At 43.0% G+C, this 14,513-nt stretch carries 16 protein-coding genes; all 16 read left to right on the top strand.

Annotation, left to right across the window (positions count from 1 at the left end; all coding sequences use genetic code 11):
- Positions 1-24 precede the first annotated feature (24 nt).
- The 16 genes from dpr to AC4HAN_RS05145 all read left to right on the top strand — a co-directional run bounded on the left by dpr (position 25) and on the right by AC4HAN_RS05145 (position 14,307).
- Positions 25-558 carry a DNA starvation/stationary phase protection protein gene (dpr, locus tag AC4HAN_RS05220; RefSeq protein ID WP_491091535.1) on the top strand — a complete coding sequence of 178 codons (534 nt, stop codon included), beginning with the start codon at positions 25-27 and terminating at the stop codon, positions 556-558.
- A gap of 142 nt (positions 559-700) precedes the next feature.
- Positions 701-907, top strand: coding sequence for a YqgQ family protein (locus AC4HAN_RS05215; RefSeq protein WP_491091534.1), 207 nt, complete (start codon positions 701-703; stop codon positions 905-907).
- Positions 900-1,871 (top strand): ROK family glucokinase, encoded by a 972-nt coding sequence (locus tag AC4HAN_RS05210; RefSeq protein WP_491091533.1) that lies wholly within the window; start codon positions 900-902, stop codon positions 1,869-1,871. Before AC4HAN_RS05215 ends, AC4HAN_RS05210 begins: the two co-directional genes overlap by 8 nt.
- A 16-nt stretch (positions 1,872-1,887) precedes the next feature.
- On the top strand, positions 1,888-2,277 hold the full coding sequence (locus tag AC4HAN_RS05205; protein WP_491091532.1) for a rhodanese-like domain-containing protein: 390 nt from the start codon (positions 1,888-1,890) through the stop codon (positions 2,275-2,277).
- A 145-nt stretch (positions 2,278-2,422) separates the two neighbouring features.
- Positions 2,423-4,267 (top strand): translational GTPase TypA, encoded by a 1,845-nt coding sequence (gene typA, locus AC4HAN_RS05200; protein WP_491091531.1) that lies wholly within the window; start codon positions 2,423-2,425, stop codon positions 4,265-4,267.
- 29 nt (positions 4,268-4,296) lie between these two features.
- A complete protein-coding gene (locus AC4HAN_RS05195; RefSeq protein ID WP_491091530.1) occupies positions 4,297-4,560 on the top strand; it encodes a DUF3165 family protein in 264 nt (87 codons plus the stop codon).
- A 203-nt stretch (positions 4,561-4,763) separates the two neighbouring features.
- Entirely contained in the window at positions 4,764-6,119 is a 1,356-nt protein-coding gene (gene murD / locus AC4HAN_RS05190) for a UDP-N-acetylmuramoyl-L-alanine--D-glutamate ligase (RefSeq protein ID WP_491091529.1), read from the top strand.
- A gap of 2 nt (positions 6,120-6,121) precedes the next feature.
- Positions 6,122-7,219 carry a UDP-N-acetylglucosamine--N-acetylmuramyl-(pentapeptide) pyrophosphoryl-undecaprenol N-acetylglucosamine transferase gene (locus AC4HAN_RS05185; RefSeq protein WP_491091528.1) on the top strand — a complete coding sequence of 366 codons (1,098 nt, stop codon included), beginning with the start codon at positions 6,122-6,124 and terminating at the stop codon, positions 7,217-7,219.
- Positions 7,206-8,363: a cell division protein FtsQ/DivIB gene (locus tag AC4HAN_RS05180; protein ID WP_491091527.1), complete on the top strand. Its 1,158-nt coding sequence runs from the start codon at positions 7,206-7,208 to the stop codon at positions 8,361-8,363. Before AC4HAN_RS05185 ends, AC4HAN_RS05180 begins: the two co-directional genes overlap by 14 nt.
- 141 nt (positions 8,364-8,504) lie before the next feature.
- Entirely contained in the window at positions 8,505-9,866 is a 1,362-nt protein-coding gene (gene ftsA / locus AC4HAN_RS05175; RefSeq protein ID WP_491091526.1) for a cell division protein FtsA, read from the top strand.
- A gap of 23 nt (positions 9,867-9,889) precedes the next feature.
- The gene (gene ftsZ / locus AC4HAN_RS05170) at positions 9,890-11,194 is read left to right on the top strand and encodes a cell division protein FtsZ (RefSeq protein ID WP_491091525.1); all 1,305 of its coding nucleotides are present in this window, start codon (positions 9,890-9,892) and stop codon (positions 11,192-11,194) included.
- A gap of 2 nt (positions 11,195-11,196) precedes the next feature.
- Complete coding sequence (locus tag AC4HAN_RS05165; protein WP_491091524.1) at positions 11,197-11,868, top strand: YggS family pyridoxal phosphate-dependent enzyme; 672 nt, start codon at positions 11,197-11,199, stop codon at positions 11,866-11,868.
- 13 nt (positions 11,869-11,881) lie between these two features.
- The gene (locus AC4HAN_RS05160; RefSeq protein ID WP_491091523.1) at positions 11,882-12,451 is read left to right on the top strand and encodes a cell division protein SepF; all 570 of its coding nucleotides are present in this window, start codon (positions 11,882-11,884) and stop codon (positions 12,449-12,451) included.
- Positions 12,452-12,712, top strand: a complete 261-nt coding sequence (locus tag AC4HAN_RS05155; protein ID WP_491091522.1) for a YggT family protein — start codon at positions 12,452-12,454, stop codon at positions 12,710-12,712.
- Between the two features lies 1 nt (position 12,713).
- Positions 12,714-13,502 carry a YlmH family RNA-binding protein gene (locus AC4HAN_RS05150; protein WP_491091521.1) on the top strand — a complete coding sequence of 263 codons (789 nt, stop codon included), beginning with the start codon at positions 12,714-12,716 and terminating at the stop codon, positions 13,500-13,502.
- Positions 13,503-13,512: 10 nt separating this feature from the next.
- Positions 13,513-14,307, top strand: coding sequence for a DivIVA domain-containing protein (locus AC4HAN_RS05145; RefSeq protein WP_491091520.1), 795 nt, complete (start codon positions 13,513-13,515; stop codon positions 14,305-14,307).
- The last annotated feature ends 206 nt before the right edge of the window (positions 14,308-14,513 follow it).

Below are 14,513 nucleotides of genomic sequence, written 5' to 3'. Positions count from 1 at the left end.
AATAAGTTACAAGGAGGACTTACTATGACTAAGACAGACACACTTGTTGAAAATATCTATGCATCTATTACGCATCAAGTTGAACAGAAAGGAACGTCAGGCAAAGAAAAGACAAAGGCTGTGCTCAATCAGGCGGTAGCCGACTTGTCAAAGGCAGCTTCTATTGTGCATCAAGTACACTGGTACATGCGCGGAGCTGGTTTTCTTTACCTTCATCCGAAAATGGATGAGTTGATGGACGACTTAAACGGGCATCTGGATGAAATCAGCGAACGCTTGATTACTATTGGCGGCAGTCCGTTTTCAACTTTAAAGGAATTTGATGAAAATTCTAAGCTGGAAGAAGAAGCAGGAAGCTGGGATAAATCAATGGCTGATCATTTGAGCCGTCTTGTAGAGGTTTATGGCTATCTGTCCACTCTTTATCAAGTGGGACTTGATGTGACCGATGAAGAAGGGGACGCTGTTTCTAACGATATCTTTACTGCTGCTCAAACGCAGGCACAAAAGACAATCTGGATGCTGCAGGCTGAACTGGGACAAGCACCGGGACTTTAAAATGATAATCTGAATACGCTGCACAGCTATTCCCGAACAAAAAGAACCTGAGATTTATGTCTTAGGTTTTTTGCTTGCGGTAAAGGCAAACGTTTGCAAAAATATATTGAAAAAACGGCCTTTTTTTGGTAAAATTTGAGAGATGAAAACATTATATGATGTGCAGCAGCTGTTGAAACAGTTTGGCATCTATGTTTATTTGGGGAAGCGGCTTTACGACATCGAAATGATGAAAATTGAGCTGGAGAGGCTCTATGAAAACGGGCTGATTTCAAAAAATGACTACTTACAGGCTGAACTGATTTTGCGCAGAGAGCACAGGATAGAAAAGGAAAAAGAAGATGAGTAAAAAGCTTTTAGGCATTGATCTTGGCGGAACAAGTGTTAAATTCGGCATTCTGACCTTGGACGGCCAGGTTCAGGAAAAGTGGGCTATTGAAACCAATATCTTGGAAGACGGCAAACATATCGTTCCCGACATTATTGCATCCATCAAACACCGTTTAGACCTTTATGGATTGTCCAAAGACGATTTTGCAGGTATCGGTATGGGATCGCCGGGAGCAGTGGACCGCGCTCAAAAGACTGTTACAGGAGCTTTTAACCTGAATTGGGCTGAAACACAAGAAGTCGGAGCAGCTATTGAAGCAGAGCTGGGCATTCCTTTTGCCATTGATAATGACGCCAATGTTGCGGCCTTAGGTGAACGCTGGGTTGGTGCCGGTGACAATAATCCGGATGTCGTTTTTGTGACCTTGGGAACAGGTGTCGGCGGCGGTATCATTGCGGACGGCAACCTTATCCATGGAGTTGCTGGAGCCGGCGGAGAAATCGGCCATATTGTTGTTGAGCCGGACGATGGTTTTGAGTGTACCTGCGGCAATAAGGGCTGTCTTGAAACAGTTGCCTCAGCGACAGGTGTTGTCCGCCTGAGCCGTCTTTTGGCAGAAAGTTATGAGGGTACATCAAGTATTAAAGCCGCTATTGATAACGGTGACAGCGTGACGAGCAAGGATATTTTTACTGCAGCGGCAGCCGGTGATAAGTTTGCGGATTCTGTGGTTGAAAAGGTCGGGTTTTATTTAGGTCTTGCCACGGCCAATATCAGTAATATTTTGAACCCTGACTCGGTTATTGTTGGCGGCGGTGTGTCTGCAGCCGGTGAATTTTTACGTTTACGCATCGAAAAGTATTTCCAGCAATTTGCTTTTCCGCAAGTTAAAAAATCTACCAAGATTAAAATTGCAGAACTGGGAAATGATGCCGGTATTATCGGAGCAGCCAGTCTTGCCCGTCAGTTTATTGAAGAATGAGAAATAAAGGAGTCATATGTCAACTGTAACAATTATTTTATGGATTATTATTTTTGCCTTTCTTGCTTTCTTTGCCTGGAATTATTTTCGTGTCCGCCGTGCGGCTAAGTATATTCCCAACGCAGAATTTGAAAGTATGATGAGAAAAGCGCAGGTTGTAGATTTACGCTCTCCTAATGAATTTCGCCGCAAGCATATTTTAGGCGCACGCAATCTGCCGTCGGAACAGTTTAAAGAGTCTTTATCAGCTCTTCGCAAGGATAAACCGGTTCTGCTTTATGACAATACTCGCGGGCAGTTAGTCGCCCGTGCCGTTTTAACGCTCAAAAAAGCAGGCTACAAGGATCTTTATGTCCTGAAAAACGGACTTGATTACTGGAACGGAAAAGTGAAAGAACAAGAGTAATTTTCTTGGAGCTTTAGCTATTATCAAACATGCTTTCGAGTATGTTTTTTCTTATTTTAAACGTTTACAGCTATCTTTCCTGCGCTTTTTCTCAAAAATTATGCTATAATTGGTAAGTTGAAATAAAATAATTATAAGAGGAATCATGACAAAATTTAGAGAAGATATTAGAAATGTTGCGATTATTGCCCACGTTGACCATGGGAAAACGACTCTTGTTGATGAGCTTTTGAAGCAATCGCACACACTTGATGAGCATAAGCAGTTAGAAGAACGGGCTATGGATTCTAACGATCTTGAAAAAGAACGCGGAATCACTATTCTGGCTAAAAATACGGCTGTTGCCTATAACGGAACACGCATTAATATCATGGATACACCGGGACACGCGGATTTTGGCGGTGAAGTCGAACGTATCATGAAAATGGTAGATGGCGTTGTTTTGGTTGTTGATGCCTATGAAGGAACAATGCCGCAGACGCGTTTTGTTCTGAAAAAGGCTTTGGAGCAGAATTTGGTACCAATCGTTGTTGTTAACAAGATTGACAAACCGTCTGCCCGCCCAGAAGAAGTGGTTGACGAAGTGCTGGAGCTTTTCATTGAACTGGGAGCAGATGATGACCAGCTGGAATTTCCTGTTGTCTATGCGTCAGCGATTAACGGAACCTCATCTCTTTCAGATGATCCGGCAGATCAAGAGCACACAATGGCACCGATTTTTGATACGATTATTGACCACATTCCGGCACCGGTTGATAACTCAGGTGAGCCTTTGCAGTTCCAAGTGTCGCTTCTTGATTACAATGATTTTGTCGGACGTATCGGTATCGGCCGTGTTTTCCGCGGGTCGATAAAAGTCGGTGATCAGGTGACTCTTTCAAAACTTGATGGTACTAGCAAGAACTTTCGTGTGACAAAGCTCTTTGGATTTTTCGGTCTTGAACGCCGTGAAATCAAAGAAGCCAAGGCAGGTGATTTGATTGCGGTTTCCGGGATGGAAGATATTTTCGTTGGTGAAACGATTACACCGACTGATGCTGTTGAATCGCTGCCAATTCTTCATATTGACGAGCCGACACTGCAGATGACTTTCTTAGCAAATAATTCGCCCTTTGCAGGACGTGAGGGCAAATTTGTCACATCCCGCAAAGTTGAAGAGCGGCTTTTAGCAGAGCTGCAGACGGATGTTTCCCTCCGCGTTGAGGCCACTGATTCTCCTGACAAATGGACAGTTTCAGGGCGCGGGGAATTACATTTGTCAATTCTTATTGAGACTATGCGCCGTGAAGGCTATGAGCTGCAAGTATCGCGTCCGGAAGTTATCATTAAAGAAATTGACGGCGTGAAAATGGAACCTTTCGAGCGTGTACAGATCGATACGCCGGAAGAATACCAAGGTGCAGTTATCCAGTCACTGTCAGAACGCAAAGGTGAAATGCTTGATATGCAGTCAACCGGCAACGGTCAGACTCGTTTGATTTTCTTGGCACCGGCTCGCGGGCTTATCGGTTATCCGACAGAATTTCTGTCAATGACACGCGGTTACGGTATCATGAACCACACTTTTGATAAATACATGCCAGTTATCAATGCTGAAATCGGCGGCCGTCACCGCGGTGCTCTTGTCTCTATTGATACAGGCAAGGCAACGACTTACTCGATCATGTCCATCGAAGAACGCGGAACAATCTTTGTTAATCCGGGAACAGAAGTGTATGAAGGTATGATTATCGGCGAAAATTCACGCGAGAATGATTTGACGGTAAACATCACCAAAGCTAAGCAGATGACCAACGTTCGCTCGGCTACCAAAGACCAGACAGCGGTTATTAAAACACCGCGCATCCTGACCCTTGAAGAGTCGCTTGAATTCCTCAATGATGATGAGTACATGGAAGTGACACCTGAGTCTATCCGTCTGCGCAAGCAGATTTTGGATAAAAATGCGCGGGCCAAGGCTGCTAAGAAGAAAAAATCTGCTGACGATTAAAATATCCGATCAGAAAGAAAGGAGAAAAAATGTTTTATGCCATTATTGCCGTACTGCTTTTAATGTATTACATTTTTATCGCTCCTAAAACGGTCAAAAATACCATGAATATGATTTCTCTGGTAGCAGTAGTGGCCTTTTTAATGGTACTGACCGGAATGACTTTTATCAAGATTATGCAGTCACCTCCTGAAATCTTTGTCGGTATAGGAATGATTGCTGTCGGCTACTGTGCTCTAAAGGATGTGCTGCAGCTAACGACCAAACCTAAAAGTAAAAAGTATCATAACTAAAATGTGGAGACCGGGACAAAAGTTCCGGTCTTTTAACTATGTTTAGCTAATCGTTAAATGAACTGCTGTGTGTGCCGGACGTTATCTCCTTGCTTCTTTGATGAGAAAGAAAGTCTTTGTCTTACTTTAAAATCTTGAAAAAGTCTCCTATTCAGGGTAAAATATTAGAGTATATAGTTAATGAGAAAGTCAGAATTATCAAAATGAAACAAGTTAAAAAATTTGAAAATAAAAAAGTCTTGGTGCTGGGCTTAGCGCGATCAGGCCAAGCAGCTGCCCGCCTCTTGGCAAAACTGGGTGCCATTGTAACCGTCAATGACGGCAAACCTTTTGATGAAAATCCTTCTGCGCAGGCGCTCTTGGAAGAAGGGATCAAGGTTATTTGCGGCAGCCATCCTTTGGAACTTCTGGATGAGGAATTTGCTTACATGGTTAAAAATCCGGGAATTCCTTATACCAATCCGATGGTTGTCAGGGCATTGGAGAAAAATATTCCTGTCATTACAGAGGTTGAACTGGCCTATTTGGTTTCTGAAGCACCTATTATTGGCATTACAGGTTCTAACGGCAAGACAACAACCACTACCATGATTGCAGAGGTCTTAAATCACGGCGGACATTCAGCACTGTTATCCGGGAATATTGGCTATCCGGCCAGTGAAGTAGCACAGTCAGCAGTTGCTGCGGACACTTTGGTTATGGAATTATCCTCTTTTCAGTTAATGGGAACGGAAGAATTTCATCCGCATCTTGCTGTGATTACTAATCTGATGCCAACGCATATTGACTATCACGGTTCCTTTGAGAATTATGTTGAGGCCAAGTGGAATATTCAAAAGAATATGACTGCAGATGATACTGTCATCCTTAATTTCAATCAGAAGATCGCTGAAACTCTGGCGGCACAAACTAAGGCTACGGTTGTTCCTTTTTCAACAGAGAAAAAAGTTGATGGTGCTTATTTAGAGGACGGGATGCTTTGTTTCAAGGGCCAAGCCGTCATGAAAGCAGATGAGCTCGGTGTTCCGGGCAGTCATAATGTCGAAAATGCTTTAGCAACAATCGCCGTGGCAAAATTGTCCGGTGTGCCGGATGAAGCCATCAGAGAAACTCTGGCTCATTTTGGCGGGGTTAAGCACCGTTTGCAGTATTTGGGCGAAGTCAATGACGTTAAATTTTATAATGACAGCAAGTCAACCAATATCTTAGCAACTCAGAAGGCCTTATCTGGCTTTGATAATAAAAAAGTTATCCTGATTGCAGGCGGTCTTGACCGGGGCAATGAATTTGATGAGCTTGTGCCGGATCTTGCAGGACTGAAAAAAATGATTATTCTGGGAGAATCAGCTCCTCGGGTTAAACGGGCTGCAGATAAGGCACATGTACCTTATCTGGATGCTAAAAATGTTGCCGATGCTGCTAAGGTCGCCTTTGACAATGCTGAAAGCGGCGATGTTATCCTTTTGAGCCCGGCCAACGCCAGCTGGGATATGTACAAAAATTTTGAAGTGCGCGGAGATGAATTTATCGCAGCCTTTGAAGCGATCAAGGGAGAATAAGCATGGCAAAAAAGAAAATTGTCTTTACTGGCGGCGGCACTGTCGGTCATGTTACTCTCAATTTGATTTTGATTCCTCGGTTTTTAAAGGACGGCTGGGAAGTTCACTATATTGGTGACAAGCATGGGATTGAGCACGAGCAGATTAAGCAGTCAGGTCTTGATGTCAGCTTTCATTCGATTGCTACCGGCAAGCTGCGGCGCTATTTTTCCTGGCAGAATCTGCTGGACGCCTTTAAGGTCGGCTGGGGAATTTTACAGTCTTTAGCTATCATTGCCAAAATCCGTCCGCAGTTACTCTTCTCCAAAGGGGGCTTCGTATCGGTTCCGCCTGTAATAGCGGCCAAATTTTTAAGAGTACCGGTTTTTGTTCATGAGTCCGATTTATCAATGGGACTGGCTAATAAGATTGCTTATAAATTTGCTACAACCATGTATACCACTTTTGAACAGGCTGATGCGCTGACTAAAACAAAACATGTCGGAGCCATTACTAAAATTGCTGCCAAAAGCCTGAGCCTGGAAACAGCAGAGCAGATTGAAGCTGTCAAAGAGCAGTTTGATTCTGATTTGAAAACGCTGCTGTTTATCGGCGGATCAGCCGGAGCCAAGGTTTTTAACCGTTTCATCAGCGCGTCGCCTGAACTGCTGAAAAGATATAATATTATTAACATTTCAGGAGATAAGCAGCTCAACAGCCTGAGCCCCAATCTTTATCGGGTAGATTATGTAACAGATCTTTATCAGCCCCTCATGGATCTGGCCGATGTTGTTGTTACGCGCGGCGGATCCAATACTATTTTTGAACTTCTTGCCATGAATAAACTGCATGTGATTGTTCCCTTGGGGAAAGAAGCCAGCCGCGGCGATCAGCTGGAAAATGCTGCTTATTTTGAAAAAAAAGGCTATGCTCAGCAATTGCCTGAAGAACAATTAGATGTTGCTCATTTGACGGAAAAAGTCGAACATTTATTGGCAAATCAGGAATTTTATAAGAAGAATATGGCATCATCAACCGAGATTACCTCTCCGGACAATTTTTACAGTCTTTTGTTAAAAGATATAGGAATTGAAAAAAAGGAAAATAATGGCAAAAGATAAAAAAGATACAGAGAAACAGGAAGTCCCTTTAACAGAGTGGCAGCAGCGAAATCTGGAATTTCTCAGGAAAAAACAGGAAGAAAAGCTTGAAAAAGAAAAACTAAACGAAAAAAAGATGGCTGAGAAAAAGGCTCAGTTTCAGGCTGAAAAAGAAGGTTCTAATTCTAAAGATAAAACAGCGGAACCAAAGGCAGCAGAGCAGTCTTCTTTTGACCGAGATTCTAAGCAGGAAAAGCCTAAAGAAAAGCAGGCTAAAGTAAAAAAGCCCAAGAAGAAAAAAACACGGGTTATTCCCCGCAAAGACTTCTGGCAGGCCTTTTTAGTAATCACTGTTTCAATGGTGGTTTTGCTGGTTTCTTTATTTATGATCAGTCCGTTCAGCCGTCAAAAAAATATAAACGTTTCAGGCCACAAAAATGCGATTGAAGCGCAGCTGATTGAAAAATCAGGCATCAAGAAATCCGATTATCTGACCGCTTTGATTTTTGAAAAGAGCCGTTTTGAAAATACTTTAAAAGCCAAGGACAAATGGATTAAAGAAGCTCATCTGATTTACCGTTTTCCGAACAATTTTACGCTGAAAGTAAAAGAGCGCAGTATTATTGCTTATACGCAGGCAGATAACGGCTATATCCCGATTTTAGAAAACGGTACACAGGCTGACCCGGTCAATGCTTCAGAGCTGCCTGAGTCCTTTATGACCATCAATCTTCCTAAGGCGCAGGATGTGCAGACACTTGTCAAAAAATTAGCAAAATTAGATCAAGCCTTGGTTAAGAGCATTAAAACAATCTCCTCGGCTGACTCAAAATCTACAAACGATTTGCTTTTATTGGAGATGACAGACGGCAACACAGTCCGTGTCCCTCTGTCGGAAATTGACAGCAAGCTGCCTTATTATCCTAAAATCAAAAAGGATTTGGCAGACGGCAGCATTGTTGACATGGAAGTAGGTCTTTACAGCACTAATTCAGACATTGAAGCTGCGCTTGCCGAACACAAGGCCTCTGCCACAACAGAAAGTTCTTCTGAGACAGAGCCAAGCGAGTCATCAGAAGACGGCAATTCTGCCTCAGCAGATTCTTCAGCTGCCGAGTCAGAAGAAAATGCTCAGTCGGTTACAGAAGCGACTGCTGCTCCGTGATTTTTATGAGAATCAAGAAATTAAGTTTCTATAACAAAAAACGTAAAAAGCTTAACATTTTACGTTTTTTTATGGTATAATATTCTCTGAATAATTCTGTTTTTGACAGTAATAGAATGGAAAGATAGAGAGGTCGAGTGAATGGCTAGAGATGGCTTTTTTACAGGATTAGATATAGGAACAAGCTCGATTAAAGTTTTGGTTGCTGAATTTATTGACGGCAGTATGAATGTTATCGGTGTCAGTAATGTTAAAAGTTCGGGTGTGAAAGATGGTATTATCATTGATATAGACACTGCGGCAGAAGCTATTAAAACAGCGATTGAAGAAGCAGAAGAAAAGGCAGGAATGTCAATCAGCAAGGTTAATGTCGGTCTGCCGGCAAATCTGCTGCAGATTGAGCCTACCCAAGGAATGATTCCTGTTCCTAGCGAATCTAAAGAAATCAAAGATGAAGATGTTGACAGTGTAGTTCGCTCAGCTTTGACCAAGAGCATCACACCGGAGCGTGAGGTCATTTCTCTGATTCCGGAAGAGTTCATTGTCGATGGCTTTCAGGGCATCCGTGATCCCCGCGGAATGATGGGGATTCGTTTGGAAATGCGCGGCTTGATTTATACCGGACCGAGTACGATTTTGCATAATCTTCGTAAAACAGTGGAGCGTGCCGGCATTGAGGTTGAAAATATTATTATTTCGCCGCTGGCTCTTGCAAAATCAGTTCTAAACGAAGGAGAACGCGAGTTTGGTGCTACTGTCATTGATATGGGAGGCGGTCAGACAACCGTTGCTTCAATGCGTGCCCAAGAACTGCAGTTTACAAATACTTATGCCGAAGGCGGCGATTACGTTACTAAGGACATTTCCAAAGTCCTTAAGACATCGCATCAAGTTGCCGAAGCACTTAAATTTAATTTCGGAGAAGCTAATGTTTCTGAAGCCAGTTCGACAGAAACTGTGCAGGTAGAAGTAGTCGGGGAAAGAAATCCGATAGAGGTTACTGAACGTTACCTTTCAGAAATTATTTCGGCACGCGTTCGCCACTTGCTGGATCGCATCAAGCAGGACTTGGAACGCGGCAGGCTGCTGGATCTGCCCGGCGGTATTGTGATTGTCGGCGGTGCCGCAATTATGCCCGGTGTTGTTGAGGTTGCTCAGGAAATCTTTGGTGCCAATGTTAAGCTTCATGTTCCCAACCAAGTTGGTATCAGAAATCCTATGTTTGCTAACATCATCAGTATTGTTGAATATGTAGGAACGCTGACCGAAGTTGATATTTTGGCACAGGGAGCTGTTTCCGGTGATGAAAAATTGAGAAGAAAACCAATTGATATTAAGCCGACAGGTGTTGCTCCTAAAACTAGAAGTTTCGCTCAAACACAAGAATCTGCCACTCTTGAGTCACAGCTGGAAGAGCTGCCTCCTCAAAAAGGAGAACCAGCCAAACCAAAACAAAAGATGAGTGACCGTGTACGTGGTATCTTTGGCAGTATGTTTGATTAAAATTAAAGTGAGGAAAGATTAAAATGGCATTTTCATTCGATGCAGCATCTGTACAGGGTGCAGTAATTAAAGTAATTGGAGTCGGCGGCGGCGGCGGGAACGCCATCAACCGCATGATTGACGAGGGCGTTTCCGGTGTTGAATTCATCGCAGCCAATACCGACATCCAAGCTCTGAGCAGCTCTAAAGCTGAAACGGTGATTCAGCTCGGTCCTAAACTGACTCGCGGACTGGGTGCCGGCGGTCAGCCTGAAATCGGCCGCAAAGCCGCAGAGGAAAGCGAAGAAGCATTAACAGAAGCTCTTAGCGGTGCTGATATGGTCTTTATCACCGCTGGTATGGGCGGCGGTTCCGGCACAGGAGCTGCTCCGGTCATTGCCCGCATTGCTAAGGGAGTCGGTGCTCTGACAGTTGCTGTTGTTACAAGACCTTTTGGTTTTGAAGGCAGCAAACGCGGCAATTATGCCATTGAAGGTATTGATGAACTTCGTGATGAGGTAGATACTCTTCTTATTATTTCAAATAATAATTTGCTTGAAATTGTTGATAAGAAAACACCGCTTCTTGAAGCGCTCAGTGAAGCTGACAATGTACTCCGCCAAGGTGTACAGGGAATTACCGATTTGATTACCAGTCCCGGTTTGATCAACCTTGACTTTGCTGATGTTAAAACTGTTATGGCAAACAAAGGAAATGCCTTGATGGGAATCGGTGTCGGAACCGGTGAAGAACGGGTCGTTGAAGCAGCTCGCAAAGCAACCTATTCGCCGCTTCTTGAAACAACAATTGATGGGGCAGAAGATGTCATTGTCAATGTTACCGGCGGTCTTGATATGACCCTGACCGAAGCTGAAGAAGCTTCTGAAATTGTTAATCAGGCTGCGGGACACGGTGTAAACATCTGGCTCGGTACAGCAATTGATGAGTCTATGAAAGATGAGATTCGCGTAACCGTAGTTGCTACCGGTGTTCGCCCTGACCGTGTTGAGCAGGTATCCGGCATTCGCCGCCAGGCACAGCCTTACAAGCAGCCGAGACCTCAGCAGCAGGCTCCTTCTGCAAATGCTTCACAGCCAAATTTTGAACGCCGTCAAAATTTTGATTTCGATTTGAATGAATCGCATGAAATGCCGGCTGCAGAGCCACGGCAAACACCAGCAGAGGCACAGCCTCAGCAGTCTGCATTCGGTGACTGGGATCTTCGCCGTGAGAGCATTGCCCGCCCGACTGAAGGTGAAATTGACAGTCAGTTAAAAATGAGCAGTTTTTCAGCTGATACAGACGATGATGATGAATTGGAAACACCTCCTTTCTTTAAAAACCGTTAACAATGAACTTACAAGCAAATAAAGATCGCATTTTTCAGGAAGTCGCTGCCTGTGCTCAGGCGGCCGGACGCAGTAAAGATGATGTTACTGTCGTTGCAGTGACTAAATATGTTGACAGTGATACGGCAGAAAAACTTGTACAAACAGGAGTTAAGCATATTGCCGAAAACAGGGTTGACAAGTTTCTCGACAAATATCATGCTTTACAGGCCTATGATTTGACATGGCACCTGATTGGCAGTTTGCAGCGGCGTAAGGTTAAGGATGTTATCAACTTGGTTGATTATTTCCATGCCCTTGATTCTGTAAAGTTAGCTGCTGAAATTCAAAAACGTGCCGAACATGATGTTAAATGCTTTTTGCAAGTTAATATTTCTGGCGAAGAAAGCAAGCATGGTTTCAAAGTGTCAGAAGTTGATAATGTACTTGAAGAAATTCAAAAATTTGATAAGATTAAAGTTGTTGGGTTGATGACCATGGCGCCGATAGATGCTTCTGAGCAGGAATTGGCAAAAATTTTCAGCCAAACCAACGAATTGAGAAAAAATCTAAAAGAAAGAAACTTAAAGAATATGCCTTTGGATGAATTGAGCATGGGGATGAGCGGTGATTTTCCGATTGCAGTTCAAAATGGTGCAACCTTCATCCGAATAGGCAGCGCATTCTTTAAATGAAACGGAGATACGTATGGCACTTAGAGATAGCTTTAACAGAATTATTTCTTACTTTGACACTGATGAGGTCAGCGAAGTAGAAGAACCTGTTGCTGTACCGGCTCGACAGCAGGAGTCTGCTAAACGTCCTGCTGCTCAGCAGACACAGCAAAATGCAAAGAAAGGTCATCAGCCTAATCAAGAGGCTTCGCGGCCAAACCAAGGGCAGCCCCGCCGCCCATCAGGTGAAGAAAATATTCACCCGCTCCCAACCCGCCGCAATAATGCTCAGCAGTCTGCACAGGATAAGACAACAATCGCACTTAAATTTCCTCGTAAGTATGAGGATGCAGAAGAAATTGTTGATTTGCTGATTCGCAACGAATGTGTGCTGATTGATTTTCAATACATGCTTGAAGCACAGGCTAGGCGCTGCTTAGACTTCATTGACGGAGCGAGCAAGGTTCTGGCAGGAAATCTGCAAAAGGTCGGTGCCTCAATGTATCTGCTAACGCCAATCAATGTTATTGTGGATGTTGAAGAAATGAGTCTTGCAGCCAATGGCCAGGATGTCAGCTTTAACTACGACATGAAGAGACGTTAAATGATGTTAGCGTATATTGTGGTAATTCTGGCAAGAGTGATTGAGGTCTATTCCTTCTTGCTGGTGGTTTATGCTCTCTTATCATGGTTTCCCGGCGCTTATGATACTTGGCTTGGGAGACTGTTAGTTGATATTGTGGAACCAGTCATTAAACCGTTCAGGCGTTTCAATCTGCAGTTTGCAGGACTTGATTTTACAATTATTATCATTATTTTGCTTTTGAATTTATTGAAACAGTTTTTATTTAATCTTCTTATTTAATATGGCAAAACAAGAGATTTATCAGCACTTTAGGTTAGAAGAGCAAGAATTAATTGAAAAGGCTTATGATTTAATTAAACAAGCAGAAGATACCTACAGTTTTTGCCTTACGGATTTTTTAAATCCCAGACAAATTGCAGTTATGAAGAGTATTGCAGGGCAGACAGAGCTAAAGTGTTATGTCAGCTCGGATTTTATTCCTTCCGAATATGCTCGGCTCTTGATAGCGCCGGCTTACTACAATTTGGATTTGGCAGACTTTGGTATTAGTTTGCTGGAAATTAAATACAACAGTAAATTTAATCACTTGACGCATGCTCAGATTATGGGAACCCTGATTAATAAATTAGGCATTGAACGTCATATTTTAGGTGATATTTTAGTTCAGGAAAATCGCGCACAGGTTTTTGTTGAAAAAAGCATGGTTTCTTATTTAAATACTCAGGTGAGTAAAATAGGAAGGGCAGCGGTTGCCTTTGAAGAAATACCCTTTGAAAAACAGCTGGAAAATCAATCGAATACTAAAGAGATTGATATTTTGGCATCAAGTATGCGATTAGATAAAATTATTGCAGCTGTTCTGAATATTTCTCGGGGAACGGCCAGCAAGTTAATCGAAAGCGAAAAGGTGAAGCTGGATTACCTCATTCAGCCCAAGGTATCTCATTTGGTTGAAGTTGGCGATTTAATCAGCGTCAGAGGTTACGGAAGGTTTACCGTAAAACGAGATAACGGTTTTTCAAAGCATGGAAAACATAAACTGACCATTGACCGAATCATACATAAATAAGGAGAATAAAATGGCAATTACAGCACTTGAAATTAAAGATAAAACCTTTGGAACAAAAATGTTCGGCTACAATACTCAGGAAGTGGAAGAGTTCTTGGATATTGTTGTTGACGACTATGAAGAGTTGGTACGCACTAACCGTGAAAAAGACAACCGTATCAAGGAGTTAGAAGACAAACTGGGTTACTTTGATGAAATGAAAGAATCACTCAGCCAGTCTGTGATTTTAGCTCAGGAAACGGCTGAGAAAGTTAAGGCATCAGCAAATACAGAGTCAACTAATATTTTAAATAAGGCTACGTATGAGTCTCAGCAATTGGTTGATGCAGCTAAAGCGAAAGCCAATGAAATTCTGCGTGATGCTACGGATGAGGCTAAGCGCATCGCTGTTGAAACAGAAGAACTCAAACGCCAAAGCCGTGTGTTCCATCAGCATCTCTTATCTGTGGTAGAAGGCCAGCTGGCGCTTGCCAATTCTCCGGAATGGACGGAACTTTTGCAGCCGACAGCAGTTTATCTGCAAAATTCAGATGCAGCTTTTAAAGAAGTTGTTGAGCAGGTTTTAGGTGAACATGTACCGGATACTGCAGATACAGAACCTATTGATGTCACTCGTCAGTTTACTCCGGAAGAGATGGAAGATTTGCACCGCCGTGTTGCTGAAAGCAATAAAAAATTAGAAGAAACGCAAGCGGATAATGAGCAGCCGATTATTATTGAAGCAGCTCATGAAACTGCAGCGGATACGCCTGAAGAGCTCAATCTGAACGAGACACAAACCTTTAAATTGAATATTAACGAATAACAAAAACACAGGCCTGATGAACAGATTCAGCGAGCAGGTGATGGTGGAAGACCTGCACTCCCTTGATTGGGGCTTATCATTTTGTTCGTTTCTATCTGAATCATTAAGATAGAAGGCTCAGCTTACCTTACAAGCTAAGAGGGACAGACAACAGTCTGTCTGAACTAAGGTGGTACCACGAACTTTCGTCCTTTGATGAAGGTTTT

The sequence above is a fragment of the Streptococcus sp. ELY_86 genome (assembly GCF_058314495.1).
Note: the sequence above shows the minus strand (reverse complement) of the source record. Positions and strands in the feature narration are given on the sequence as shown.

Coding starts and splice junctions, on each gene's coding strand:
- dpr (WP_491091535.1), top strand. CDS start 25: ATGACTAAGACAGACACACTTGTTGAAAATATCTATGCATCTATTACG.
- ftsZ (WP_491091525.1), top strand. CDS start 9,890: ATGGCATTTTCATTCGATGCAGCATCTGTACAGGGTGCAGTAATTAAA.
- AC4HAN_RS05150 (WP_491091521.1), top strand. CDS start 12,714: ATGGCAAAACAAGAGATTTATCAGCACTTTAGGTTAGAAGAGCAAGAA.
- AC4HAN_RS05195 (WP_491091530.1), top strand. CDS start 4,297: ATGTTTTATGCCATTATTGCCGTACTGCTTTTAATGTATTACATTTTT.
- AC4HAN_RS05155 (WP_491091522.1), top strand. CDS start 12,452: ATGATGTTAGCGTATATTGTGGTAATTCTGGCAAGAGTGATTGAGGTC.
- AC4HAN_RS05165 (WP_491091524.1), top strand. CDS start 11,197: ATGAACTTACAAGCAAATAAAGATCGCATTTTTCAGGAAGTCGCTGCC.
- ftsA (WP_491091526.1), top strand. CDS start 8,505: ATGGCTAGAGATGGCTTTTTTACAGGATTAGATATAGGAACAAGCTCG.
- AC4HAN_RS05215 (WP_491091534.1), top strand. CDS start 701: ATGAAAACATTATATGATGTGCAGCAGCTGTTGAAACAGTTTGGCATC.
- AC4HAN_RS05205 (WP_491091532.1), top strand. CDS start 1,888: ATGTCAACTGTAACAATTATTTTATGGATTATTATTTTTGCCTTTCTT.
- AC4HAN_RS05160 (WP_491091523.1), top strand. CDS start 11,882: ATGGCACTTAGAGATAGCTTTAACAGAATTATTTCTTACTTTGACACT.
- AC4HAN_RS05180 (WP_491091527.1), top strand. CDS start 7,206: ATGGCAAAAGATAAAAAAGATACAGAGAAACAGGAAGTCCCTTTAACA.
- typA (WP_491091531.1), top strand. CDS start 2,423: ATGACAAAATTTAGAGAAGATATTAGAAATGTTGCGATTATTGCCCAC.
- AC4HAN_RS05145 (WP_491091520.1), top strand. CDS start 13,513: ATGGCAATTACAGCACTTGAAATTAAAGATAAAACCTTTGGAACAAAA.
- AC4HAN_RS05210 (WP_491091533.1), top strand. CDS start 900: ATGAGTAAAAAGCTTTTAGGCATTGATCTTGGCGGAACAAGTGTTAAA.
- AC4HAN_RS05185 (WP_491091528.1), top strand. CDS start 6,122: ATGGCAAAAAAGAAAATTGTCTTTACTGGCGGCGGCACTGTCGGTCAT.
- murD (WP_491091529.1), top strand. CDS start 4,764: ATGAAACAAGTTAAAAAATTTGAAAATAAAAAAGTCTTGGTGCTGGGC.